Annotated in this window: 19 protein-coding genes; 6 read left to right on the top strand and 13 right to left on the bottom strand. The window is 62.8% G+C overall.

Going from position 1 to position 25,040, the window contains the following annotated elements; genetic code table 11:
- Positions 1–98: 98 nt before the first annotated feature.
- From V3390_RS04470 to V3390_RS04435, 8 genes are all read right to left on the bottom strand, one after another.
- Complete coding sequence (locus V3390_RS04470; RefSeq protein ID WP_331689166.1) at positions 99–350, bottom strand: type B 50S ribosomal protein L31; 252 nt, start codon at positions 348–350, stop codon at positions 99–101.
- 86 nt (positions 351–436) lie between these two features.
- Positions 437–1,372 carry a nucleoside hydrolase gene (locus tag V3390_RS04465; RefSeq protein ID WP_331703520.1) on the bottom strand — a complete coding sequence of 312 codons (936 nt, stop codon included), beginning with the start codon at positions 1,370–1,372 and terminating at the stop codon, positions 437–439.
- Between the two features lie 25 nt (positions 1,373–1,397).
- Positions 1,398–3,467, bottom strand: a complete 2,070-nt coding sequence (gene recG / locus V3390_RS04460) for an ATP-dependent DNA helicase RecG (RefSeq protein WP_331689164.1) — start codon at positions 3,465–3,467, stop codon at positions 1,398–1,400.
- Positions 3,468–3,470: 3 nt separating this feature from the next.
- Positions 3,471–3,857, bottom strand: coding sequence for a RidA family protein (locus V3390_RS04455; protein ID WP_331689163.1), 387 nt, complete (start codon positions 3,855–3,857; stop codon positions 3,471–3,473).
- A gap of 2 nt (positions 3,858–3,859) precedes the next feature.
- The gene (locus tag V3390_RS04450; protein ID WP_331703519.1) at positions 3,860–6,040 is read right to left on the bottom strand and encodes a RelA/SpoT family protein; all 2,181 of its coding nucleotides are present in this window, start codon (positions 6,038–6,040) and stop codon (positions 3,860–3,862) included.
- Between the two features lie 99 nt (positions 6,041–6,139).
- Positions 6,140–6,439, bottom strand: coding sequence for a DNA-directed RNA polymerase subunit omega (rpoZ, locus tag V3390_RS04445; protein ID WP_331689161.1), 300 nt, complete (start codon positions 6,437–6,439; stop codon positions 6,140–6,142).
- A 156-nt stretch (positions 6,440–6,595) separates the two neighbouring features.
- Entirely contained in the window at positions 6,596–7,210 is a 615-nt protein-coding gene (gmk, locus tag V3390_RS04440) for a guanylate kinase (RefSeq protein ID WP_331689160.1), read from the bottom strand.
- 9 nt (positions 7,211–7,219) lie between these two features.
- Entirely contained in the window at positions 7,220–8,077 is an 858-nt protein-coding gene (locus V3390_RS04435) for a YicC/YloC family endoribonuclease (RefSeq protein WP_331703518.1), read from the bottom strand.
- 78 nt (positions 8,078–8,155) lie between these two features.
- Here V3390_RS04435 and rph point away from each other — a divergent pair, with 78 nt between their 5' ends.
- The 6 genes from rph (at position 8,156) to V3390_RS04405 (ending at position 14,776) form a co-directional block, all read left to right on the top strand.
- Positions 8,156–8,896, top strand: coding sequence for a ribonuclease PH (rph, locus tag V3390_RS04430; protein ID WP_331703517.1), 741 nt, complete (start codon positions 8,156–8,158; stop codon positions 8,894–8,896).
- On the top strand, positions 8,893–9,507 hold the full coding sequence (gene rdgB, locus V3390_RS04425) for an RdgB/HAM1 family non-canonical purine NTP pyrophosphatase (protein ID WP_331703516.1): 615 nt from the start codon (positions 8,893–8,895) through the stop codon (positions 9,505–9,507). The genes rph and rdgB overlap by 4 nt, the downstream gene beginning before the upstream one ends.
- Before the next feature lie 12 nt (positions 9,508–9,519).
- Complete coding sequence (gene hemW / locus V3390_RS04420; protein ID WP_331703515.1) at positions 9,520–10,668, top strand: radical SAM family heme chaperone HemW; 1,149 nt, start codon at positions 9,520–9,522, stop codon at positions 10,666–10,668.
- 83 nt (positions 10,669–10,751) lie between these two features.
- On the top strand, positions 10,752–12,083 hold the full coding sequence (gene pepQ / locus V3390_RS04415; protein ID WP_331703644.1) for a Xaa-Pro dipeptidase: 1,332 nt from the start codon (positions 10,752–10,754) through the stop codon (positions 12,081–12,083).
- A 40-nt stretch (positions 12,084–12,123) separates the two neighbouring features.
- Positions 12,124–13,557, top strand: a complete 1,434-nt coding sequence (locus V3390_RS04410) for an aldehyde dehydrogenase family protein (protein WP_331703514.1) — start codon at positions 12,124–12,126, stop codon at positions 13,555–13,557.
- Positions 13,558–13,561: 4 nt separating this feature from the next.
- The gene (locus tag V3390_RS04405) at positions 13,562–14,776 is read left to right on the top strand and encodes an iron-containing alcohol dehydrogenase (protein ID WP_331703513.1); all 1,215 of its coding nucleotides are present in this window, start codon (positions 13,562–13,564) and stop codon (positions 14,774–14,776) included.
- On the opposite strand, the gene V3390_RS04400 is transcribed toward V3390_RS04405, so the two are convergent.
- From V3390_RS04400 to V3390_RS04380, 5 genes are all read right to left on the bottom strand, one after another.
- On the bottom strand, positions 14,773–15,117 hold the full coding sequence (locus V3390_RS04400) for a zinc ribbon domain-containing protein YjdM (protein WP_331703512.1): 345 nt from the start codon (positions 15,115–15,117) through the stop codon (positions 14,773–14,775). The two genes, V3390_RS04405 and V3390_RS04400, sit on opposite strands and share 4 nt — an antisense overlap.
- Before the next feature lie 92 nt (positions 15,118–15,209).
- Positions 15,210–15,641, bottom strand: coding sequence for a hypothetical protein (locus tag V3390_RS04395; RefSeq protein ID WP_331703511.1), 432 nt, complete (start codon positions 15,639–15,641; stop codon positions 15,210–15,212).
- A 1,014-nt stretch (positions 15,642–16,655) separates the two neighbouring features.
- A complete protein-coding gene (locus tag V3390_RS04390) occupies positions 16,656–17,657 on the bottom strand; it encodes an OmpA family protein (protein WP_331703509.1) in 1,002 nt (333 codons plus the stop codon).
- An 11-nt stretch (positions 17,658–17,668) separates the two neighbouring features.
- Complete coding sequence (locus V3390_RS04385; RefSeq protein ID WP_331703508.1) at positions 17,669–21,031, bottom strand: hypothetical protein; 3,363 nt, start codon at positions 21,029–21,031, stop codon at positions 17,669–17,671.
- A 44-nt stretch (positions 21,032–21,075) separates the two neighbouring features.
- Positions 21,076–25,040 (bottom strand): SdrD B-like domain-containing protein (locus tag V3390_RS04380; RefSeq protein ID WP_331703506.1); only part of this gene is annotated, 3,965 nt, incomplete at its 5' end.

Raw genomic sequence — 25,040 nt, 5'->3', positions numbered from 1 at the left:
GTATTATCGCACATTCGCCCCCGTGCGGATTTACACCAGACACAAAAAAGACCGCTGTTTCCAGCGGTCTTTGGTATCACGAACAGCGCAAGCGGGGCTTACTTGCCGTAGCGCTTACGGAACTTGTCCACGCGGCCGGTAGTGTCAACAATCGAGTGCTTGCCCGTATAGAACGGATGCGAAGCCGACGAAATGTCCACCTTGATCAGCGGGTACTCGTTGCCGTCTTCCCACTTGATCGATTCTTTAGCCGTGGTGGCGAGATTCGAGCGCGTCAGGAAGGAGAAGTCGGTCGTCACGTCTTGGAAGACCACTTCGCGGTATTCGGGATGGATGCCTTCTTTTGCCATGGCAAACACCATTCGGTTAAAGTGAAAGACCGCTATTGTACCGAGGATTCTACGGTTCTGCAAGCCCTAGGCTAAGAAAATCCGTTTTATCCGCCCAGAGCCCGTTTCACGCGGCCGAAATAGGCGCCCGTATCCACTTCTCGGGCAATTTGCACGTTGTCTGCGCGGCCCGTCTGGCGGTTCCAGTCGATGACCGTAGCACCTCGGGTCCACTCGCCTCGGGTCTCCACCATCAGCGGCCGGCGCTCCGTACGCAGCGCAGCCGTGGGCTCCAGAGCCACCGTCATGGCCAGCGAATCGGCCGAGTGCCAGTCGCCAAAGCCACGCAGGGATTTGGCCCAGTTGCGGGTACGCCGTGAGATCAGCTCGTAAAAACACGCCGCCTCACTGTCCTGCTCCAGCCAAGTCTCGATCTGATCGTGCGGCAGTCCATGCGCAATCGTAGCCTCCCAGTCGACCAGCTCGGTCATGGGGAAGGCATCAAACACAACCTTAGCGGCCTCAGGATCGAACGCAATGTTGAACTCAGCAGCCGGCGTCAGATTGCCATGCGCCGTGACCGCACCACCCATCACCACAAAGCGGGCAATGCGTTGCGGCAACGTCGGATCGATCTTTAGGGCCGCCGCGATATTGGTCAGCGGACCTAAGGCCACCAGCAGCAATTGACCGGTGTGTTCGTGCGACAAGCGCAGAATGGCCTGCACGGCATGCTCATCGTGCACAGTACCGTTGGCCTTGGGGTAATTCACATCGCCAAAACCATCGGCGCCATGAACATCGGCCGCATCGGGCGAGGGATGCACGAGCGGCGCATCGCAGCCCTTAAATACAGGCACTTGCGGCGCGTTGCCGACTTCGACCAGCTTGAGTGCGTTGGCTACGGTGTGCTGCAAACCGACATTGCCGGCGGCCACCGTCAGCCCTACGACTTGGACCGATGGCTCGTTGAGCGCCATCAGGATCGCGAGGGCATCATCGACACCTGGATCCGTATCAATCAGCAGAGGAATCTTGGACATCGGCCTAGTGTATCGCAGCTGCGTTTTACGCCTGTGCGTAACGCAGCGAAGACCCGATCCAGCGCTGCAGCAGCCGATCCACAACCGGCGCGTCGTCGGCCATCAGCTGTTGCGCCACCTGCTGCACGACCGGCAACAAATCCGCATCGCGCATCAGATCCGCGAAGCGGAAGCCGGCCAGCCCGGTTTGCCGCGTGCCCAGAATCTCGCCGGGGCCACGCAGTTCCAGATCCTGACGCGCAATCACGAAGCCATCATTGGTCTCGCGCATGACCTGCAGCCGCTGCTTTGCCATCGCCGACAAGGGCGCACGGAACATCAGCACGCAATCGCTGACCGCACTGCCCCGCCCCACACGTCCACGCAACTGATGCAACTGCGCCAGGCCCAGACGCTCGGCATTTTCAATCACCATTAGCGATGCATTGGGCACGTCAACGCCGACTTCGATCACGGTTGTTGCCACCAGCACATCGAGCTGATGATCTTTGAAACCCTGCATCACCGCCTGTTTCTCAGCGGGCTTCATGCGGCCATGAACCAGTCCGATGCGCAAACCCGGAGCCTGTTTCTGCAGCTCGGCATATGCGGCCTCGGCAGCCTGGGCTTCGATCTCGTCGCTTTCCTCGATTAGTGTGCAGACCCAGTACGCCTGCCGTCCCTGCGCGCAGGCATCAATCAGTCGTTGCGTGAGTTCATCGCGTCGCGTATCAGGCAACACCACCGTGCGTACCGGTGTTCGACCCGGCGGCAGTTCGTCGATCGAACTCACATCGAGATCGGCATAGGCCGTCATGGCCAAGGTGCGTGGGATTGGCGTCGCCGTCATCACCAGCTGATGCGCAGTGTACTGATCGGTGGATCCTTTATCGCGCAGCGCTAAGCGCTGATGGACACCAAAACGATGTTGTTCGTCCACGATGACCAAGGCCAGGTTCGCGAATTCGACACCCTCCTGCATCAGCGCGTGCGTGCCAACTACGACTTGAGCCTCGCCATTGGCAATGCGCTGCAGCGCCTGTTCGCGCTTGCGCCCGGTGATCTTACCGGCCAACCATTCGACCTTGATCCCCATCGGCTTCAGCCACTGCGAGAAATTGCGCAGATGCTGCTCAGCCAGCAGTTCCGTGGGCGCCATGACGGCGACTTGCCGCCCTTTGGCCACTGCAAACAAGGCACTTAGCGCCGCCACGATGGTTTTGCCGGATCCGACATCGCCCTGCAACAGACGCAGCATGGGCGTATCACCGCTGAGGTCGTTGCTGATCTCGCCCAGTACGCGTTGCTGCGCACCGGTCAACTGATACGGCAGTTGCTGCAGCAGTTGCTCTGCCAAGCGCGAATCATTCAGTACCGGCGCTTTTTTGGACTGTTGTGACAGGCGCTGCCGTCGCAGACTCAAGTGATGCGCCAATAGCTCCTCGAACGCAAGACGTTGTTGTGCCGGATGCAGACCGTCTTTAATGGAATGGACGTCGGTCCCGACCGGCGGATGATGCACGAACAGCAAGGCCTCGCGCAGCGTCGGCAATTGCAGCGCTCGCGAAATGTGGGCCGGCAACAGCTCCAGCTCCTCTCCGGTCGGCAGCTTTTTGAGCGCTTGCTCAACCCAGCCCCGCACCGTGCCCGGACCGGCACCCTCGAGTTCCGGATACACCGGCAACAGTCGATCGCCGAGCACCACCTGTTCGTGATCGCCCAACAGACGATACGCAGGATGCACGAAATCACGACCCAGCAGACGAACGCGAGGTGCGCCGTAGACTAGGACACGAGCCCCTTCGCGAAACGAACGACGTTGCGCTTCGTTGAAATGGAAGAACCGTAGCGTGACGCGATCGCCATGTTCATCGGCAGCCTCAACCAGCAACTGCTGCCTGCCGCGGAATACGCGTTCGGCGGATTGAATGGTGAGCAGCACTTGCGCCGGAATGCCGTCGCGCAAACCTGCAGCGGAGGTCAGCTGCGTTCGGTCCTCGTAACCGCGCGGCAGAAAGAACCACAGGTCCGATAACTCGCGGATATCCTGGGCCGCCAGGCGCTCCAGCACCTTGGGACCGATCCCGCGCAACGCGCCAAGCGAGGCGCCGGCCATGCCTTACTCGAGAACGAGAATGCCGTCCACTTCGAACTGCACGCCGCGCGGCAATGCAGACACCTCGACCGTGGAACGTGCAGGATACGGCGCTTCGAAATAGTCAGCCATCACCGAGTTGACCGCCGCAAAGTCACCCAGGTTTGTCAGAAACAGGCCCAGCTTGACCACATCATTGAGCGAGCCACCGGCCGCCTCACACACCGCCTGCAAATTGTCGAAGGCACGACGGGCTTGCGCGCTGATATCGCCCTCAACCACGAGACCGGTTTCCGGATCCAATGGGATGCACCCCGAAAGGTACACGGTATTGTCGACGCGCACGGCCTGCGAATACGGACCGATCGCTGCCGGTGCATTGGTGGTTTGAATGATTTGCCTGTTGCTCATGATTAGATCCGGTTGATGCCCAGCACCACCTTAAGGCGGCGCAGACGACGAATGATATCTGCAAGATGCTTGCGATCGCGCACTTCGATCACGAAACGGACGATGCCAACCAGCGAATCCCGATCGACATATTCGACACGATCAATGTTGGAATCCGCTTCGGCAATGGCCGCCGCCACCTGAGCCAAGGCCCCTTGGCGGTTATCGAGTTCCATTCGCAGGGCTGCAGTATAGTCGCCAGCCACCTTGCGATCCCAGCCGACGTTGACCCAGCGCTCGGGATGTTTGCGATAGTCGGGCACGTTGGCGCAATCGATACGGTGCACCACAATGCCCTTGCCGGCGGTATGAAAGCCCATGACTTCATCGCCGGGGATTGGTGTGCAGCACGAAGCAAAACTAATGACATTGCGCTCGGTGCCGTTGATCAGCAGGCGATCACGCGGGATATAAATCGGCTTGCCGTCGGCGCCCGACTGCTCTGCAGACGTTTGCTGCACCAGGGACGACGCAACGAGCGACGGCAACCAGTTGCCCAGTGCAATCTCCGCCAGCAAGGCCTCGAGCCGATTCATCTTGTTGTCCTGCAGATACGACTCGAGACGTCCGGCCGGGATGCGCTCAATGGAACTGCCCAACTGCTCCAGAGCGCGATCGAGCATGCGATGTCCGATCTCGATGGCGTCTTCGTGCTCGAGCTGTTTCAGTTGCTGGCGAATGGCGGTGCGCGCCTTGCCCGTGACGACAAACTCTAACCATTGCGGCTTGGGGATCGAAGCCGGCGTCGTCACAATCTCGACGCGGTCCCCATTACCCAACTGTGTTCGTAGCGGCGACAGCTTGCCGTTGATGCGTGCGGTGACGGCATGATTGCCGACATCGGTGTGAACCATGTACGCGAAATCCAGCGCCGTGGCATTGCGCGGCAAGCTGAGAATGTCGCCCTTGGGCGAGAACACGTAGACCTCTTCCTGGAACAGGTCGATCTTGACGCTCTCGTAAAACTCGACCGACGACTGGGTGTTGAGCTGGTCACTGAGCAGCGACTCGATCCAGTTACGCGCCCGCATCTCTGCGGAGCTCTGACGGCCGCCGTTCTTGTACGTCCAGTGCGCCGCAATGCCGCGCTCGGCCACCGCATCCATTTCCTCAGTGCGGATCTGCACCTCGACATGCGCACCATACGGCCCGAACAGCACGGTGTGCAGGGACTGATATCCGTTGCCCTTAGGAATCGCAATAAAGTCACGGAAGCGCGTATCCACCGGCTTGTACAGTGAATGCACGACCCCCAGTGCGTGATAGCAATCGGCGACGTTGCGCATTACCAGGCGGAAGCCAAACACATCCATGACTTGAGCAAAGGTTTTATGCTCGACGCGCATCTTGGTGTAGATGCTCCACGGCGATTTAACGCGACTGATCAGCCGATGCTGCAGTTTTTCGCGCGCCAGGCGCTGTGCCAGCGAGGATTCGATCTGGACCATGGCCTCGCGCCGCACCACCGGCTGCGAACGAATCCGTTTTTGCAGCACCGCATGGCGCCACGGATGCATCGCCTTAAAGCCCAGATCCTGCAGCTCGGCCTTGAACAGGTTCATACCGAGACGCTGCGCGATGGGTGCATAGACCTCGAGCGTTTCGCGGGCTATGCGATGTCGCGCCTCTGCACTTTGAGCACCGAGCGTGCGCATGTTGTGCAGTCGATCGGCCAGCTTGATCAGGATCACGCGCAAATCCTGCGCGATGGCCAGCATCATCTTGCGGAAGCTTTCCGCCGTGGCCTCATGCCGGTCTTTGAACTGGAGCTTGTCGAGTTTGGTCACGCCTTCGACAATGTGAGCGACATCCTCACCGAATTCGCGAGCCAGATCGTCACGCGTGATCGGCGTATCCTCGATCGTGTCGTGCAGGATGGCGGCAATAAGGCTGTCACCATCCAGACCCTGCTCGGCCAGGATCTTGGCGACCGCAACCGGATGCGTGATGTAGGGCTCGCCCGATTTGCGCATCTGGCCGACATGGGCCGACGCACCGATCTCATAGGCACGACGCAAACGCTTGAGCTGCTCAGCGCCCAGATAGGCGGCGGCGCGCTCCAGATCGAGCACATAGTCCGGCACCACCGTTGACGGTGGCGACGGTGCTACCGGTGTGGTCAGAATCGGCTCGATCGAAGTCATATCTAAGATTAACAAAAAAGGCCCTGATGACACATCAGGGCCTTTGTACCTTTGCAATGCAATGCAAGCCGGACCACTGTCCGACCCGGTGCATCGAACTCAGTCGTCGCCGCGGGCGAGATCTTCGTCGCTGACGACTTCGGCAGCCTTCCATTCGATGGCTTCGCGTTCGCGACGTTCGCGTTCGGCCTTTTCGACTTGGTTGACATAGTCTTCGGTGATCAGACCTTCGGCGATTTCGCGCAGGGCCAGCACAGTCGGCTTGTCCTTGGTTTCGCGATTATCGAGCGTGGCTTCCACGCCGTTGGCGAGCTGACGGGCGCGCTTGGCAGCCACCATGACCAGCTCAAAGCGGTTATCGACCTTTTGCAGGCAATCTTCTACGGTAATACGGGCCATGAAATGGAGATCCTGCCGGATTGCGGCACTGTGAATTTCGAACTGAACATTATGACGCTAGACCGGCATCCGGTCAAGAGGCGCGCCGCGCCGGGTCCGGAGCGCTCATCGTAACCCATTGTTTTTAAAGACTATTCCGAAAAACTTCGGCCGTTCTCAGTCGGACAGCAGCTCACTGATCAGGGGCTGATGGCGGGCCACCTGCTGATCCTTACGCAGACGCGAGGCCGTAAAGATCGAGCACATCTCATCGACCGCCACCGCAAAATGCTCGTTGACGATGAGGTAATCGAACTCGCCGTAGTGCGACATTTCATCGCGGGCGGCAGCGAGACGCTGGCGAATCACATCGTCACTGTCCTGACCGCGGTTGCGCATGCGCTGCTCCAGCGCAGACGTTGAGGGCGGCAGAATAAACACGCTGATGGCACCCGGCATTTGTGCGCGAACCTGGCGCGCGCCTTGCCAGTCAATCTCCAGTAGCACATCGCGACCGGCGGCCAGTTGCGGCTCGACGGACTGCTTGGCGGTGCCCTTCCAGTCGCCATGGACCAGCGCGTGCTCGAAGAACTCGCCCTCTTCGATCATCTGCTCAAAGGTGGCCCGATCGACAAAGTGATAGTGCTCGGAGTGACGCTCACCCGGCCGCGGAGCCCGCGAGGTAAAGGAAATGGACAGCGAGATGTTCGGATCGCGAGCGATGGCCGCGTTGACCACGCTGGATTTACCGGCACCCGAGGGCGCGGCAACGATGAATAGTGTGCCTCTCATAAACTCACTTTACTCGATGTTCTGGATCTGCTCACGGGCCTGATCAATCAGCACCTTGAGCTCAACCGCCGCGGCGCCCGTGCGCGAATCGACGGACTTGGAGCCCAACGTATTGGCTTCGCGGTTAAATTCCTGCAGCAGGAAGTCCAAACGGCGTCCGACCGCCTCATCGCGCGCCAGGACTCGGCGAGCCTCGACCACATGCGAGTCCAGACGATCCAACTCTTCATCGACATCGAGCTTGGTCAATGCCAGCACCAGCTCCTGTTCCAGGCGCGAAGGATCAACCGACGCGGCCATTTCCCCTAGCCGATCCAGCAAGCGGGTGCGTTGCGCCTCACGAATCATCGGCACCCACTCGCGAGCCTGCGCAGCGATGGCGGCAATGCCGTCAACCCGTTGCGTAATGGCCTGCAACAAGGCTGCGCCCTCTCGCTCGCGCGACTCGATAAACGCAGCCAGCGCGGTTTCGGTGACGGCCAGCACATCGGTCTCGACTTGCTGCGGTTCGAGATCGGGAACTTGCAGCACGCCGGGCAATGCCAGCAAACGACCGAACTCGGTGGTCAAGCCGGGAAACTGATCACTCAGCTCGGTTGCCAACTGTGCGTAACGGTTGAGCGCATCGCGATTGACCGAGGTATCGGCACTCGACTCGCGTTTGACGCGGAAATTGACCTCGACCTTGCCGCGCTGAACGCGTGCCTGCACCAGACGACGAACCTGCGGCTCGAGCGCACGAATCTCATCGGGCGCACGCACGAACAACTCCAGATGCCGTGAATTGACGGAACGGATCTCGCAGCTCAAGCGCCCCCAGTCACATTGAAGGTCGGCGACGGCATAGCCGGTCATGCTCTTGATCATGGAGTGCGCGGGCGTTCTAAATAGTCGAGGAATGTCCAATGGTAAACTTGAACCCCGTAATTTGACAGCGAAATGGCCATGTCCAGCGATTTTTCCCGACCCAGCGGCCGTGCGCCGGACCAACTGCGCCCTGTCACCCTGCAGCGCGGCTTTACCCGCCATGCCGCCGGCTCGGTACTCGTTTCGTTCGGTGATACCCGCGTTTTGTGCACGGCTTCGGTTGAGAATCGCACTCCCGGCTTTTTGCGCGGCACCGGCGACGGCTGGGTCACCGCCGAATACGGCATGCTGCCCGGCTCCACTCACACGCGCGTTGACCGCGAGGCGGCACGCGGCAAGCAAGGTGGCCGCACGCTCGAGATTCAGCGCCTGATTGGCCGTTCACTGCGCGCCTGCATTGACCGCAAGGCCCTGGGCGAACGCACCATCACGCTCGACTGCGATGTTCTGCAGGCCGATGGTGGCACCCGCACCGCCGCTATTACCGGCGCTTACGTGGCACTGTGCGATGCCATCAGCGTTCTACGTAAACGCGGCGACATCAAGACCAATCCGCTGTTCGGTGCGGTCGCTGCCGTTTCGGTTGGCGTGTACCGCGGCGTGCCGGTCCTTGATCTCGATTACGCCGAAGACAGTGACTGCGACACCGACATGAATGTCGTGATGAATGACGGCGGTGGCTTTATTGAAGTGCAAGGTACGGCCGAAGGCCATGCCTTCCGCATGGAAGAACTGCAGCAGATGACCGCACTCGCATCGGTGGGTATCACCCAACTGATTGAACTGCAACGGCAGGCATTGGAGTCAGTTACTGCATGAAAACTCGCATCGTCATCGCGTCATCCAATAATGGCAAGCTGGCCGAGTTTCGGGATCTGCTCACTGACACCGACTGGGAGTGCATCCCGCAGCAGGAATTGGGCGTGAGCGATGCCGATGAAACCGGCTTGAGTTTTATCGAGAACGCCATCCTCAAGGCACGACATGCTGCGCAGGTAACAGGCTTGCCCGCCATTGCCGATGACAGCGGATTGTGTGTCGAAGCCCTGGATTTCCGCCCCGGACTCTACAGCGCGCGTTTTGCCGGTGAACATGGCAATGCACAGGCCAACATGACCAAGTTGCGTGAGTTGCTGCGAGCCACGCCGACCGATGCTCCGTTTTCGGCGTTCTATATTTCTGCCATTGCCATGGTGCGCAGCGCCGACGATCCGGCGCCGATTGTGACCGAGGGTCGCTGGTACGGCGAAGTCATCGACGATCAACGTGGCCAAGGCGGCTTTGGCTACGACCCGATGTTTCTGGATCCGCGCTTTGGTCAGACGGCTGCAGAGCTCGACAGTGCCTTCAAGAACGGCATTAGCCATCGCGGCATTGCCATGCGCAAACTGCACGAGCGCTTGCGCGCGCCCGATCTGTTGGCCGACTAAGCGCGCCCACACATGTTGCGTACCCCGCCGCTCAGTCTGTATGTCCACGTACCGTGGTGCGTACGCAAATGCCCCTACTGCGACTTCAACTCGCATGAGCGCCGCGGCGAGGTGCAATGGCGCGAGTATGTTGACGCGCTGATCCGCGATCTCGAACAGGATTTGCCCTTAGTGTGGGGCCGCGTGGTGCATAGCGTGTTCTTCGGCGGCGGCACGCCCTCGCTGATGCCGCCGGAATTCATGGACGATTTCCTACAACGCGCGTCTGCCCTGCTATCGCTGGCGCCCGGTTGCGAGATTACTTTAGAGACCAACCCCGGCACCGCAGAACATGGCCGTTTCGAAGGCTACCGCGCCGCCGGCATCAATCGCCTGAGTTTTGGTATCCAGAGTTTTGATGACCGCGCTCTGCAGACGCTGGGCCGTATTCATAACAGCGGCGAGGCCGAACGCGCCGTAAGCATGGCGCAGGATGCAGGCTACGACAACATCAATCTCGATCTGATGTATGCACTGCCCGAGCAGGACCTGGCCGGCGCACTGCACGACATTGAGCGCGCCCTAGCCCTGAACCCCACGCACATCTCGCACTACCAGCTGACGCTGGAACCCAACACCGTGTTCTACGCACGCCCACCCGAACGCCTGCCCGACGACGACAGCGCCTGGGATATGCAGATGGAATGCCAAAGTGCGCTCGCCGCCGCGGGCTTCAAGCAATACGAAGTCTCCGCCTATGCGCGCGACAACCGCCGTTGCCAGCACAATCTCAATTACTGGCAATACGGCGACTATCTGGGAATCGGTGCCGGCGCCCACGGCAAGATCACCGAAGGCGCCGCGCAGCAGATTCGCCGACGCGACAAGCTCAAACATCCCCGCGTCTATCTGGACACTGTCGGCACGCCCGCCAACTTCGGGACCGATGAGATGGTCACCGCGGACCGTTTACCCTTCGAGTTCATGATGAACGCCTTGCGTTTGAACGACGGCTTTCCGTTGAGCATGTTTGAACTGCGCACGGGACTGGACCGCGCCGTCATCGCACAACCGCTGGCCATGGCGCTGGAACGCGAGCTGATCACCGTCGAAGGCGATCTGGTCTGCCCGACCGAACTGGGCCGCCGCTTTACCAACGATCTGATGGAACTGTTCCTGTAGAGCCCCGCCTATAGGCTCTGCGTTTGCCAGCAGCGAGCGCACGTTCAATAATGAAGGCTGATGTTTGCCCGTTGACCGTTGCCATGACCGACACCCTTGATAGCACCCTCGCCTCGCTCTATCCGGAGCATCTGAGCATTCTGCAGCAGCGCGCAGCCGAGGCCCTGCAGCGTGCCGAACTGGATCACCTGGTCGTTCCGGCGGGCGTGCTGCGCTATCAGTACTTTGATGATCGCGATTACCCGTTTGCCGTCAACCCGCAGTTCAAAGCCTGGCTGCCGGTCACGCAGGCACCGGGCAGCTGGCTGGTGATCACGCCCGGCAGCAAGCCGCGCCTGATTTTTATGCAGCCACACGATTACTGGCACACCGTCCCCAGCGATCCGACCGGCTACTGGCCATCGGAATTTGAAATCTCGATCATTCGCACGCCGGATGAAGCGCTCAAACTACTGCCCTCCAATCCTGCACGTTGCGCCATCCTCGGCGAGGACAATGCCGCACTCGGACCGTTTGTGCCGAACAATCCGCCGGCGGTGCTCGATTACCTGGAATTCCATCGCCACGCCAAAACGGCGTACGAAATCGCCATGATGCGCGAGGCGACACGCATTGGCGTCATCGGTCATCGGGCGGCCGAACAGGCCTTCCGCGACGGCTTGAGCGAATTTGATATCCACCTGGCGTATTGCGCCGCTACACGTCAGGATGCCAACGATCTGCCCTACTGCAACATCATTGGCCTCAACGAACATGCGGCCGTGTTGCATTACATGACCCGCGATCGCCAAGCGCCAACGCAGACACGCTCATTCCTGATCGATGCCGGCGCCTCGTACCAAGGCTATGCCAGCGACATCACACGGACGTACTCGACGCAGCAGGATGAATTCCAGGCACTGATTGATGCCGTGGACCGCGTGCAACTGGATCTGTGCGCGCAAGTGCTGCCCGGCACCGACTACCGCGACATCCACATGAATACGCATACAGCGCTGTCACAGGTGCTGCGCGATTTCGATCTGATTCGCTGCTCGCCCGAGGCCGCACTGTCCTCGCGCATTTCCAATGCGTTCTTCCCGCATGGCGTGGGTCATCCGATTGGTCTGCAAGTGCACGATGTGGCGGGCTTCCATGCCTCCGATCGCGGCGGTCGCATCGATCGTCCCGAAGGCCAACCGTATCTGCGCATGACCCGCACGCTGGTAGAAAACAGCGTCGTCACCATCGAACCCGGACTGTACTTCATTGACATGCTGCTCGACGAGCTCCGTCCGACGCCTGCCAATTCCGATGTGAACTGGGATCGCGTAGCGGCCTTCAAGCCCTTCGGCGGCATTCGCATCGAAGACAACGTGGTCGCAACGCGGAACGGAGCGGTCAACCTGACGCGCGAGGCCTTTGCGGCCGACTAGGCCCTTCACAGCGGTCATCAGAATGCAGTAAGTTCGACTGATGACCACTGAACTCTCGCCAGTTGACCGATTGCAGCCTGTTTTCACGGCTCAGCAACGCGCCCACTTACAGAACCTGTCGCCGGATGTCGCGGCCCGTCGCGCCGCACTCGAGCGCCTGGCAGCCATGCTCGATACGCATTGGCATGACATGACGGCCGCCGTGCAGCGTGATTTCGGCGTACGCAATCCATTTGAAACCGAGCTCACCGAACTGGTGCAGGCCAAGGGCGCGATCCGCGAGGCCAAACGCGCACTGCCCCGCTGGTGTCGCCCGAAAAAGCGCAAGCTCAGCCTGCTCGAGTTTCCAACCGCCAGTGCCTGGACCTTTCCGCAACCGGTCGGTGTCGTCGGCATCATCGTGCCGTGGAATTTCCCGATTGCGATGGCCGTGCAACCCATGATCGGCGCACTGGCCGCCGGCAACCGCGTCATGGTCAAGATGTCCGAGAACTCGCTCCACCTTGCCGAACTGCTGCAACGGGTTTCGCCGCAGTTCTTTGATCCGAACGAAGTCTCCTTCTTTGCCGATGACGGTACCGGCACACTGGGTCCTGCGTTTTCGGCACTGCCGTTTAACCATCTGTTCTTTACCGGCTCGGCGGACACCGGCCGCAAAGTCATGGCTAGCGCTGCAGCCAATCTGACGCCGGTGACTTTGGAACTCGGCGGCAAGTCGCCTGCCATCGTCGCCAAGGACTATTCCGCTGAACGCGCGGCAGAACGCATCCTGTGGTCCAAGATGCTCAACTCCGGCCAGATCTGCACCAGCGTCGATCACGTCTATGTGCCTACCGACAAGGTCGATGCATTTGTCCGCGCCGCTAAGGCCTGGGTCCGCAAGCACATCCCGAATGTCAACAACGGCGATTTCACTTCGATCATTGATACCCGCTCGTTCGCACGTCTGCAGGACACCATCGCCGATGCCAAACAGCACGGCGCTGAGATTGTTGAACTCTACGAAGGCCCTGCCCCCACCGGCGAGACCCGCGTGCTGCCACCCAAACTGGTGCTCAAACCCACCACCGCCATGCGCATCATGCAGCGTGAGATCTTTGGCCCGGTGCTCCCGGTCATCGCCTATGACGACATCAACGCCGTGGTCGCCGAAATCAACTCCCGTCCACGCCCGCTCGCGTTCTACGTATTCAGCGATGACCGCAAACTGCAGTATCAACTCGTGCAATCCACCATCAGCGGCGGCGTCGGTATCAACGAACCCGTCGTGCAGGCCGGCATTCACGACTTGCCGTTTGGCGGCAGCGGCGACAGCGGCATGGGCCATTACCACGGCCACGAGGGCTTTCTGACCTTTTCCAAGTTGCGCCCCGTGTTCCGCCAAGGTCCCATCCGCGCACTCGATTTCGTCCTGCCGCCGTATAGCGGCCGCGCAGCGCAAGTGCTGTCCATCATGAAAAAGCTCGGGGGCTAAGCGCATGTCGGCCTATTGGATTCCGCGTCTGCAAATTGCAGTCAACAAGATCGCGTTAAAGGTCCTGCGTTTCCCGGTGCCGGAGACCATACGTGGCGTGGATTCATCGCTAACCCTATGCGATGAGATGGCAGCCGCCGGTTTGCAGCGCGTTCTGCTGGTCACCGACGGCCCCTTAATGCGCACCGGTATCCCGGAACGACTGGCAGCCCATTTGCGGCAACGTGATGTCGCCGTTGAGGTCTTTAGCGATGTCGAACCCGATCCCGACTATGCGTTAGTACTACGCGGTGTCGAGCGACTGAATGCATTCAATGCCCAGGCAGTTTTGGCCGTTGGTGGCGGTTCGCCGATTGACTGCGCCAAGTCCATGCTGATGTGTCAGGCCACCGGCAAGCATCCTTCAAAGCTCACCGGCGTGTGGCTGTATCACCTGCCGCGTCCGCACGGGCTTCCTCTATACGCCATTCCAACTACATCCGGCACCGGCTCCGAGGCGACCGTAGCTGCCATCGTCTCGGACCGCGCCGAGCAAACCAAGTACAGCATTATTGACCCCAAACTGCTGCCGATTAAGGTGGCACTGGATCCTGCGCTCACCGTTGGCTTGCCACCTGCTGTCACTGCGGCCACCGGGATGGATGCGCTTACGCACGCCGTCGAGGCCTATATCGGCACCATGGGCACCAAGGAGACCAATGCCTGGGCCTTACGCGCCACGGAACTGATCGGCGCCAATCTCAGCAAGGCCTACGCGCTGGGAACGGACATGGAGGCGCGCGCCAATATGCAGGAAGCGGCACTACTGGCCGGGCTCGCATTCACGCGCGCCACCGTGGGTTATGTGCATGCGATTGCGCATCAGCTCGGCGGTCTGTATCACGTGCCGCATGGTCTGGCCAACGCCATCGTGATGCCGCATGTTCTCGATTTCTGCAAATCGGCGTGCACCGATCGCCTCGCCGACTTGGCGCGCGCGGCCGGCATTGCCGTCGCCGGAGCCAATGACACCGAGAACGCCGACCGCATGATTGCGTGGATTCGCGAGATGAATGCGGCGATGGGTATCCCTTCGACCGTGAATGCTCTGCGCGAAGCGGATTTTGATCGGATCATTGCGCACGCGTTGACCGAAGCACACGGCACCTACGCCATTCCGCGTTACATGCAGAAGGACGACGCGCGCGGCATCCTAAGGCAGTTGCTGGCTACGAATTAAGCCTTGCGAACGAACTCGGACTTGAGTTTCATGGCGCCGAAGCCGTCGATCTTGCAGTCGATATCGTGATCTTCGTCGACTAGACGAATGTTGCGCACCTTGGTGCCGGCCTTTACGGGCGAACTGGCACCCTTGACCTTCAGATCCTTGATCACAGTGATGGAGTCGCCATCCTGCAGGACATTGCCGACGGCATCCTTATGGATACGCGGACCGTCTTCCGGCACGGCGACGGCCTCGCCTTCGACCCATTCATGGCCACATTTCGGGCAAACGAAAATGGTGCCATCGGAATAGCTGAAGTTCGATCCGCATTGCGGACAATTCGGCATGTCAGTCATAGCCGCTATTTTAGCGCGTCGCGGCAGTCCTGTCGGAATTAGCAGCTGAGCTCCGGGGCGAGGCCAGCCGCTATTGGCTTACAGATTGGCAGTCAGGGCGCAACCGGGCCGCATACAGACTCGTTAGTCCGGATCTTCTGACACGCGTCAAGAGCCGCATCATAGCTGGCCTGCAGCTCGCTCAGGCGCTCGGCATAACCGACACTATTGGGACAGTAACGCCAGATTGTCTCGGACATTTTCTGCGTCGCCCACATAATGACCTGCAGAGTTGGCGTTGCTACGGTGGCATTTCTCCCGCGTGGCGAATCGAGAAAGGTGCCAAGTCGCGCATCGATCTCATCCATAGCAGCATTGGCGACCGCCGCATTCTTGGCAGAACAGGCTGAAGGAACAGAAGGGGTTGCAGGCTGATTGGAAGTGGCCTTCGAAGAGGATGCGGACGCGTTCGACTTGCCACCACCCAGCTCAATTCGACGCGCTTCAAAGTGGCAGGCCTTCATGCGAGCTGTGGCAATCCACATTTGGTAGGTTTCGGGTCTGAATCGAGTATCACCCCTAGCCATACCCTGATAGGGCCTGGAGCTAAAGCCAGCGAGCTCGTCCTCGTATTGTTGCGCCAACTTATAAGGCCGAGGATGGGGTCATTGCTGTCAAGGCAGCAGCCAGAGTAAAAGTTGCAAGCCCAATAACATTGATCATGCGATCCCCCGATTCGGCTTAATTGCGGCCGGCTACTGCATCGTCGCCGAGCTGGATAACTTCGGCCAGCCTCGAAGTAAGATCCTCGGACCATCTCCAGTTGGCCGTCGAAGGCAGCGCTCGAAACCGGCGTCCCGTATTCCAACACGATACTGGCCACCCATTAGCTTGCGCTGGATATCGCGCCAACGGCCGCAATGGGTCGGAAGCTGCCATGCCATCGGCCTCCCCGATAAACATCCTTAACCTCCTTTCCTGCATGCGCAGTACGGCCGTAGACGCCACCAGGGCATCGCTGTCCGACAAGTGCAGGAGGGAATCATTGGAAGCAGATCCTGCGATCCAGACGCTTAGCGTCATACGCAGTGCGTCAGCCGCATCGTGAATGTCCAACTCGCTATCACTAGTTGCCCCTCGCAGGAAGGATATGACGTCCACGCTCCACGCAACGGATGTGGCGCTGGCCCTCAGGATGTTTTTCTCTGGCTCGTTCATCCGTCGCAGGATAGCCCACGCCTGTCAATACTTTGAAAAACATGCCTCATGGAGCACCTCTCCCCAGCTTCGATCGAAAGCGGGTTACAAGCTGTGCCCCAACGGGTTGGAAACCCGTCGCTAATGTCGGCCTGAAGGTCGGCCTTAGCCGTAGTACTTTCGACACGCAGTTGCATACTCGTTTATCTACTTGGGGCTACAAGTGGACACCCACCTCTGGGAGCGAGTTCAGCTCTCTCGAGAGTCAAAATTAGCTTGCCTGTATCTGAATCAAGCGGTGACAGCGAACTGTCCGTCGGTTATCGCTCGAGTGGCGTCTCTCGAATCGACCAGTGTCGATTTCATCGGGTGACGTGTAGGCGCACTTCAACGCGGCGGTTCGGGATCAGGCACTCGCGCAGCGCGGCCTGAGGCTTCACGCCGTCGCACTGCTGCACCTGATCACCATCGCCCTTGAAGCTGTAAGTGACGTTGGCGGCATCAATGCCACGCTCCAACAGCAGCGCACGCACGGTCTGCGCGCGACGCTCGGACAGCGCTTGGTTGTAGTCGTGGCCGCGACCCTGCAGACGGTCGGCATGGCCGACCAGTTCGACCTTGGCCAGGGTGAGGCCTTCCTCGCGCAGGCGGGCCAGTTCGCGGTCCAGGCTCTGCAGCGAATAGGCGCGGATGTCGCTGCGACCGGAGCGGTCGAACTCGAACAGCACGTTCGCCGTCAGCACCGTGTCCACCGGCAGCACCGCCGGCACCGCGCCGCATTGGCGCGTGGAGGCTTCGGCATCGCTCACCCAGTCTTCGGCGATCTGGATGTACGGCTTGGCATGCCGCCACTGCTGCTGGTTGAACTCGTTGCCCGCATGGACCAGTTCAACCTCGCCGCAGGCCACGGCCTGCTGCGCACACGCAAAGCCCGGCGTGCCATGGATCGCGCCCAGGCGCTTCCACAGGTCTTCGCGCACGCGGGCGGCACCATTGACCAGCGGCGTATCGGTCGGCAGCGGCGTGACGCCCTGCTCCATGCCCACGATCAGCTTCTCCGACTCGGTCAGCGCTTCCTGCGGGAAGGCGCTGCGGTCGTTGCGCGAATACTCGTGGAAGGACACGTCCAGCCAGCATTGCGCCTTCGACAGATGGTAGTCGCGGATCGGGCGGCCGCCGTCGTTCAGCGCCTGGATACGGCCCTGGGTGTGCTCGTAGCCGGTCAGGTCGGCGTGGATCGCCTCGTCGGTGATCCGATCGCGCGCCGGCGTCAGCTGGGTCTGCTGCGCACCGGCGGTGAAGGCGGTGAAGGCGATGCAGGCCAGCACGGCCGCGCACAGGAGGGAGGTTTTGGTAGTGGTCATGTCGGTAATCCTCAGCGCACCGGATCGCGGTAGCGGGCGTCTTCCCTGCGGAAGAGGTCTTCGTCGAACTTGAAGCGCAGGCGGATGAACGCGCCCTGCTGCGTGTACTCGTAGCCGGTCAGGTCGTTGTCGCCGCGGAAGCCGGTGGCGTTGTAGCCCACCGACAGCCACAGGTTCTGCCGCAACAAGCGACCCACTTCCATGCCGAACGCGTATTGGTTGGCACCGTCCTGGCCGCGAAACGTCGAGGCCAGCACGCCGATGTCCCAGTTCTCGGTGATGTCGTAGACGATGCGGCCGGACAGCAGCACGGCGTTGAAATCGTCGTCGACGCGACCGGTGTCGGCGTAGAAGAAGCTGTCCTGCTGCCACTTCGCGGCGACGCGACCCGTCAACCACCACGGACGCGAGGGGTGCCAGTCCGCGTGCGCCGAGATGATGTGCGCGCTGCTGCGGATGTCCTGGCCGGTGTCCGAGCCGAAGCCGGTGCCGTCCATGCCGCTTTCGTCCTTCTCCAGCTTGTACTCGTAGCGGGCCAGCGCATTGACGCGGTTGGTGTCGGTGTCGCGGTAGGCGGCGCCGATCTGGAACCGGTCCTGCAACACGTCGCCGCGCGCGTCGTACTCGGTGCGCAGCAGGTAGTTGCGCGCCAGCAATGTCCAGTCGCGACTCAACTTGCGCGCCGCCAGGAACTGCAGCAGCGTGGTGTTGTAGGCCTCGTTGGTCGGAGTACCGGCGACGTCGTCGGAGATGCGGTGTTCCAGTCGCACGTTGCCGCGCCATAGCGGGTTGGCGCTGTAGTCCAGCGCGAAGCCGATGCCGGTGGAGTCACCGATGTTGCCGGAGATGACGTTGGTGTGTTCCAGCGTCGTGTCCAGGCGCAGGCCTTCGCGCAGGTCCCAGCGGTTTCGCATGCCCGAGGCGGCCTGGATGTCGCGGCCGGCGATGGCATCGCGCAGGCGGTACTCGGAGAACAGCTGCGTGTCCTTGATGAAACTGGTGTCCACGCCCAGCGCCACCGTATCCGCCTCGCGCCCGTCCTGGGTCAGGCCGTTCACGCCGCTGATGCCGGTCTGCTTCTCGTAGCGGCCGTAGAGGCGGCTGCGTTCGCGCAGCTGGTAATCCATGCCTAGCGCCACGCGGCTGCGGTCTTCGCCATGGATGTCCTGCTCGACTTCGCCGCCGATGCTGAAGCGGTCGCTCGCGCGGTAGCCCATGCCGATGCGCAGCATGTCCGACGACAGCTTGGTGCCGATCGGCAGGCCGCTGCCCACATCGTTGGGATTGCCGCTGCTGATGATCGGCAGGCCGGTCAGCGGATCCAGCGGTTGCTGGCCGTAGCCGAGCGCACCACCGCCGGATCCCGTGGCGTAGCCGCCCGAGAGTCCGCCGATGTTGCCGTAGCCCGTGCTCGTGGCCCAGGTGTAATAGGCGCCCACGGTCTCCCGGATGGTGCGATAACCGACGTCCAGCGTGAGCTTGTCGGTGAGCTTCACGCGCGTACCCGCACTGGCGGCTTCACGCTCGCCGCCATCGGGGTTGCGATCTTCGCTGCGCAGACCTTCCGCATACAGCTCGAAGCGGTCGTTCAAGCGCCAGCGCGTGGTCACGCTGTACTCGCCGCGGCCGCCGTACAGCGGCGACGACGGGTTGTTGAACGCCGGGTCGGACTGGCCGGCGAACAGCTTCAGGTCCACGGCCTTGCCGGCGTGGCCGAGTTCGACGCGCCACGCATCGCCTTCCACCAGCCCGCTCAGGCTCTGCAGGCCCGGCGTGCCATACTGGTTGACGCTGTTGGTGTTCACTTCGCTGCGCGTGCGTGCGGCTTCGGCCACCAGCCAGGTGTTGGCGCCCAGCTTGTAGCCGACGTTCGCGCTGCCCATCTCGAACGCGGCGAAGGGATTGCGGTCGTCGACGTAGGACCCCCCGATCTCGCCCCGCTCGCCCACCCGCAGCTGCGCGTCGGCACCGACGACCAGGAACTTCTCGGTACCCTGGTCCAGTTCGTAGGTGATGCGCAGCGACACCGGATTCAGGTCGCTGTCGAACGAAGGCAGGAAGCTGTTGAGCAGGATGCGACCGGAGAACGGTTCGAAGCTGTAGTCCACCAGGCGGCCGAGCGGACGCACCGAGACGATGCGTGACGGCTGGTTGCGGTCGCGCACGACCACTTCCACGCGCTCGCTGCCTTCCAGCACCGCGTTGTTGCGCAGGCCGTAGGGACCGCTGCCGGCAGCCGTCAGTTCCTCAATCACCTGGCGCAGCGAATCCTCGATGGCGAAGACGTTGCCGCGAACGCGGCCGTTCTCGAAGTGCCAGCCCAGGCCGGTCGCGGTACGGTTGTAGGTGCCGAGTACGCGCTGGCCCGCCTGCGTGCCGAAGTCCACGCCAGTCTGCGTGGCGATGTTGTCGCCGGTCTGGAAGTCGCCGTACAGCAGGTAGCTGCGGTCCTTGTCCACACGCACGTACAGGCGTTCGGCCGAACGCGCATCGAAGCCGCGCAGCGAGGCGTCGCCGTACACCGGATAGAACTCTTCCGGCTGGATGTCGCGCAGCAGGCGCGCCCGCACGTCCTTGTCGGAGTCGTAGGCGGCGGTCAGAAGGTACTCGCCCTTGATCGTGCCCTTGACGAAGAACGCGGCGCGCGCGGCACCATTGGCCTTGCCGCTATTGAACTGCTTCTCCCAGCGCCGGATCTCGCGCTCGAACCCATCGCCCTGCTGGGTCCCGTTGACGAGGTTGTCGCCCTTGCGGCGGAAGTTGATGACGCCTTCGATCAGGCCGGTGGCGATCAGCTCGCGCATTTCCGGCACGAAGCCGACGACGCCTTCGGCACTGTGGCTGCCCGAGGTCACGCGCAGCAGCACATCCTGCGGATCGTGCGGCGCCAGCAGTTCGAACTCGGCGCGGCCGTCGCGCACGGCCAGCTGGATGCCAGGCGTCACTTCGTCGGCATCCAGTCGACCCGGACCGAATTCATCGGTGCGGCCATCGGCCAGCTTGATGCGACCGCCGCTGTGTTCGATGGTGGCGAAGGACTCGCCCGCCATCGGCTTGCCGTCCGCGCCGTACAGCTGCACGACCACCTTCACCGGCGACTGGCCATCGGCCGGCACGCCGTCGCGATCGACCTCGACCACCACGCGGTCCACGCCGGCATTGACGCTGTAGTCGACGTTGCCGGGCTGCGCGTACAGCGGTTGCGGTGCGCGGTCCTGCGAGGTGGGTGATTGCGGGTACAGCGGCGTGGCCTGGCCCAGTACCGGCGTGAAGCGTCGGTCGCCGGACACGGCTTGCGCGTGCACCAGCGACGGCGTCACCGCCAGGGCCAGCGCCAGCGCGAGGGGATGGAACGAGGGACTCGAAGCACGCATGGCAGGGGATTCCAGTGAGGTCGACGGAGGCGGGGCGGAGCGGCTCATGGCTGCACCTCCCCGTTGCGTGCGCCGTCCGTGCCGGTCGGTGCGCTCGTCGTGGGCCTAGGTTCGACGATCGGCCGCTGGTTGGCCGAATCGGTGGCCTGCTGCGGCGCGCGTGCCGGCTTGCTCTCGAAGCGCAGCGGTTGCTGGTTGCGCTCGGTTTCCGGGGCGCGGATCTCGCCCTGCGTGCGGCGCGCCTTGACCTGCTCGATCACCGGGTTGGAGCAGCTGCCCTCGATGAAGTCGGCGCGGTGCAGCTCGCCGTTCTTGAGATCGATGAACAGGCTGTCCGCGTCGCCCAGGTTGCGGTTGCTGCTGGTGGTCAGGCGCGAACCCACGGGCAGGGTCGAGGGATCGACCTTCAGCGTGTGGCTCTTCGGCGGCAGACCGCAGTAGCTGTACTTGCCTTCCGAGTCGCTCACCATCCAGGTGCCGTCCTCGAAGAACATGCGCACGCCGGGGATGCCGAGCTCTTCCTTGTCCTGCACGTGGTTGACGTTGCAGTCCACGAAGATCTTGCCCAGCACGCAGCCTTCGTCGGCGAACACGCCGCCGCTGACGATCACGCGGTACTCGGCCGGGTTGGACGGCACCACGCCCCCGTTCGGATACGGCGTCAGCGTGGTCGGATCCACGCAGCCGCCGTCGATCGAGCAGCCCCAGGCGCGCGCGCGGTTGATGCCGTCGCCCTGCTGGCTGCCCACGCCCACGCGCACGCGGTACGTCAGCACCTTCTGCTGGCCGACGGCGAGCGCGCCGACGTCGAACACCAGCGTCGGGCCCGGCTTGCCGAGCGGATTGGCGATGCCGGCGTTGTCGACGCGCGCGGTGCCATCGATGTAGGTGAAGCCGTGCGGCAGGCGGTCGATCACGTTGACCGTGCGCATCGATGCACCCGCGGTCTGGCGGATGGTGATCGTGTAGACCAGGCTGTCGCCGACTTCCACCGTCTTGCGATCGCCGGTCTTGGTGATGACCAGGCCGGGCGCGATCTGCGGATCCAGCGGAATGTGGTTGTGCACCGGCACCGCCACGCCCGAGCCCAGGGTCAGCTCCAGGTAGTACGTGGTCGAGGTACCCACCGGACCGGTCGGCGCGGTCGCATTGGTCTGCACCGGGTAGCCCTTGCCCGGCGTGGACGGCGGCGTCAGTGGCGACGTCTCCGCCGGGATCATGCCGGACTCGAACGTGTAGCCTGCCGGCGGCGTCACCGCCAGCTGGAAGCGGCACGAGGCCGGTGCATCCGGGCCCAGCAGGAACTGGTAGAAGCCTTCCGCACCGACCGTCATCGATACCGACGTGCCCTGCACCGTGTAACCGCCGAGCGCGGCGTTCAGCACGTGCTGCTCGGGCGTGTAGCCCGCGCAGGTACCGATCGGCGTCAGCGTGACGCGCGAACCGGGCACCGGGGTGCGCGTCGTCGCGTCATAGACCACGCCGCCGGGATTCAGCGGCAGGCTCTGCTGCGGCAGATTGGCGCCCGGCGCCAGTACCACGGCCAGGTGTGTGCTGCCGCCGTCGTTGCTGCGGCAGGAACTCGCCGTGCCGTTCGCCAGGGCGCCGTCGGCGTCGCAAGGCACCGGCGGACCGGCGATCGTGTCGCCGCTGACCGGCAGGCCCCACACCACGCCCGTGGACGGATCGCGGAAGCGGATGCTCAGCGGGATGCCCGGCACCTGGTCGGCGATCGAGTAGCTGCCATCGGCTCCCGTGGTCGCCGTGCCGACGATCTGGCCGCTGTCGTTGACGACTTCCACGATCCAGCCCGACAAACGACGGTCGCCGCTGTCGATGCGGCCGAAGTCGCTGCCCTGGTCGAACCACACCGTACCCGAGACCAACGCCGACAACTGCACGGGCGTCGGGAGGCGGCACGCGTTCTGCGTGATCGCCGGGTCGCATACCGGCAGGTCGCCCGGATTGCCCTCGAAGTCGGCGCGTTCGTCCGGTGTCGGCGTGCGGAACTCGTTCTCGCCGCCGCCCTCGACGATCACCACGTTGTTCACCGGCGAGCCCGTCGCGGCCGAGGCCGCCACGCGCACCTGCGCGACGATGCTGTCGGCCGAGGTCGCACCGGCGGCGATCACCGTGCTGCTGGCGCAACGGAAACGGTCCTCGCCCAGCGCACCGGTACAGGTCCAGCCCAGGCCCACCGGCGTGGCCGCCAGCGTCAGGCCGGCCGGCAGCCGGTCTTCCACCACGTACTCGCCCGCGCTGGGCTGCTGCCCGATGTTGCGCACGCGCAGCGTGTAGGTGGCGGTGTTGTTGACGGTGAAGATCGTCGGCGTGGCGGTCTTGCTGACCACCAGGTCGGGCGAATCGCCGATCTCGCCGAAGTTGTTGTCGATCGATTCGCCACCCGGCGGCAGCACGATGCCGCTGATCGCCGATGGCGTGGTCGTCACCGGCGTCGCGGTGCCCACGACGGTGCCGTCGATCGTGCCGGCACTGGTGATGCCGTTGAGCGTTTCCACCGGCTGCGTCGGCTCGGTCACCGTGTAGGTGCCCGGACGCAGGCCTTCGAAGCGGTAACGGCCTTCGGCGTCGGTGGTGACGGTGACGTTCACCGCCTGGCCCAGGTCGTCGGTGCCGGTCAGCACCACCTGCACGTTCGCGTAGCCGCCCTCGCCCGCATCGATGGCGCCGTTGTTGTTGCCATCGTTGTAGACGCGGCCGCTGATCGCACCGGCCGGGACTTCGCCGAAGTCGTTGCCGGTGATGTCTTCGCCCACGCCCAGCGTGATGCCCGTGATGACGGACGGCGTGGACGTCGGGGGCGTCGCGGTACCGCCCCCGGTACCGGCATTGGTGATGCCGTTGAGCGTGCCCGCAGGCTGCTCGGGTTCGGTGATCGTGTACGTGCCCGGCGGCAGGTCGGTGAACGCGTACGTGCCTTCCGGCTGCGTGCTCACTTCGCGCGTGATGGTATTGCCGGCCGGGTCGGTGCCGGTCAGGCGCACGACGACATTGCCGATGCCTTCCTCGGACGGATCGACGACGCCGTCGTTGTCGCTGTCGCGCCACACGCGGCCGCCGATCGAGCTGTTGAGCGGGATCTCGCCGAAATTGTTGCCGATCGAGCTCGCGCCCGGCGTGGTCAGGTCGATCGCCGCGATCGCACTGGGCACAGTCGTGATCGGCGTGGCGGTGCCCGACGGCGTGCCACCGATGGTGCCGGCCACGGTCTGACCGTTGCTGGTGCCGGTCGGCTGGGTCGGTTCGGTCACCGTGTAGGTGCCGGGACGCAGGCCGTCGAACGCGTAGTCGCCGTTGGCGTCGGTCGTGGTGGTGAGCGACACGCTGGCGCCGGTGTCGTCGGTACCGTTCAGCGTGATGGTCACGCCGTCGATGCCGGTTTCGGCCGCGCCCGACTGCAGACCGTCGTTGTTCGCGTCGAAGAACACGCGACCCGACAACGCCACGCCCAGTGTCTCGCCGAAGTTGTTGTCGATCGATGCGCCGCCTGCAGGCAGCACGATGCCGGCCACCGCGCTGGGCACGGTCGTCACCGGCGTGGCGGTGCCACTGGGGCTGCCGCCGACGGTACCGGCCACGGTGATGCCGTTGATCGTGGTCGCGCCACCAACCACCGGCTGCGCCACCTGCTCGCTGACGGTGTACGTGCCGGCCAGCAGATCGTCGAAGCGGTAGTTGCCGTTGGCGTCGGTCACGACCGCCGCCACCGCATTGCCCAGCGCATCCACGGTGCCGGCCGGCAGCGAGATGCTGACCCCGGCGATGCCGTTCTCGCCCGCCTCGCGCACGCCGTTGTTGTTGGCGTCCAGCCACACGCTGCCGCCCAGCGACGCGGCGCGCTCGCCGAAGTCGTTCCCGCCGGAACCGCTCGCCGGCAGGTTGGTGATGGCGATGGTGTTGGTCGGATTCTCCTGGCCGTCGGCCAGCCCGCTGCGCTGCGTTTCGACGATCCGGTAGTTCTGACCGGTGATGCCGCCGGCGTAGCTGT

The sequence above is a fragment of the Aquilutibacter rugosus genome (assembly GCF_036541335.1).
Classification (GTDB): Bacteria; Pseudomonadota; Gammaproteobacteria; order Xanthomonadales; family Xanthomonadaceae; genus Aquilutibacter; species Aquilutibacter rugosus.
Note: the sequence above shows the minus strand (reverse complement) of the source record. Positions and strands in the feature narration are given on the sequence as shown.

Bases quoted from the DNA above. Each gene is read 5' to 3' on its own strand.
- V3390_RS04470 (WP_331689166.1), bottom strand. From the start codon at position 350: ATGGCAAAAGAAGGCATCCATCCCGAATACCGCGAAGTGGTCTTCCAA.
- V3390_RS04465 (WP_331703520.1), bottom strand. From the start codon at position 1,372: ATGTCCAAGATTCCTCTGCTGATTGATACGGATCCAGGTGTCGATGAT.
- recG (WP_331689164.1), bottom strand. From the start codon at position 3,467: ATGGCCGGCGCCTCGCTTGGCGCGTTGCGCGGGATCGGTCCCAAGGTG.
- V3390_RS04455 (WP_331689163.1), bottom strand. From the start codon at position 3,857: ATGAGCAACAGGCAAATCATTCAAACCACCAATGCACCGGCAGCGATC.
- V3390_RS04450 (WP_331703519.1), bottom strand. From the start codon at position 6,040: ATGACTTCGATCGAGCCGATTCTGACCACACCGGTAGCACCGTCGCCA.
- rpoZ (WP_331689161.1), bottom strand. From the start codon at position 6,439: ATGGCCCGTATTACCGTAGAAGATTGCCTGCAAAAGGTCGATAACCGC.
- gmk (WP_331689160.1), bottom strand. From the start codon at position 7,210: ATGAGAGGCACACTATTCATCGTTGCCGCGCCCTCGGGTGCCGGTAAA.
- V3390_RS04435 (WP_331703518.1), bottom strand. From the start codon at position 8,077: ATGATCAAGAGCATGACCGGCTATGCCGTCGCCGACCTTCAATGTGAC.
- rph (WP_331703517.1), top strand. From the start codon at position 8,156: ATGTCCAGCGATTTTTCCCGACCCAGCGGCCGTGCGCCGGACCAACTG.
- rdgB (WP_331703516.1), top strand. From the start codon at position 8,893: ATGAAAACTCGCATCGTCATCGCGTCATCCAATAATGGCAAGCTGGCC.
- hemW (WP_331703515.1), top strand. From the start codon at position 9,520: ATGTTGCGTACCCCGCCGCTCAGTCTGTATGTCCACGTACCGTGGTGC.
- pepQ (WP_331703644.1), top strand. From the start codon at position 10,752: ATGACCGACACCCTTGATAGCACCCTCGCCTCGCTCTATCCGGAGCAT.
- V3390_RS04410 (WP_331703514.1), top strand. From the start codon at position 12,124: ATGACCACTGAACTCTCGCCAGTTGACCGATTGCAGCCTGTTTTCACG.
- V3390_RS04405 (WP_331703513.1), top strand. From the start codon at position 13,562: ATGTCGGCCTATTGGATTCCGCGTCTGCAAATTGCAGTCAACAAGATC.
- V3390_RS04400 (WP_331703512.1), bottom strand. From the start codon at position 15,117: ATGACTGACATGCCGAATTGTCCGCAATGCGGATCGAACTTCAGCTAT.
- V3390_RS04395 (WP_331703511.1), bottom strand. From the start codon at position 15,641: ATGTGGATTGCCACAGCTCGCATGAAGGCCTGCCACTTTGAAGCGCGT.
- V3390_RS04390 (WP_331703509.1), bottom strand. From the start codon at position 17,657: ATGACCACTACCAAAACCTCCCTCCTGTGCGCGGCCGTGCTGGCCTGC.
- V3390_RS04385 (WP_331703508.1), bottom strand. From the start codon at position 21,031: ATGCGTGCTTCGAGTCCCTCGTTCCATCCCCTCGCGCTGGCGCTGGCC.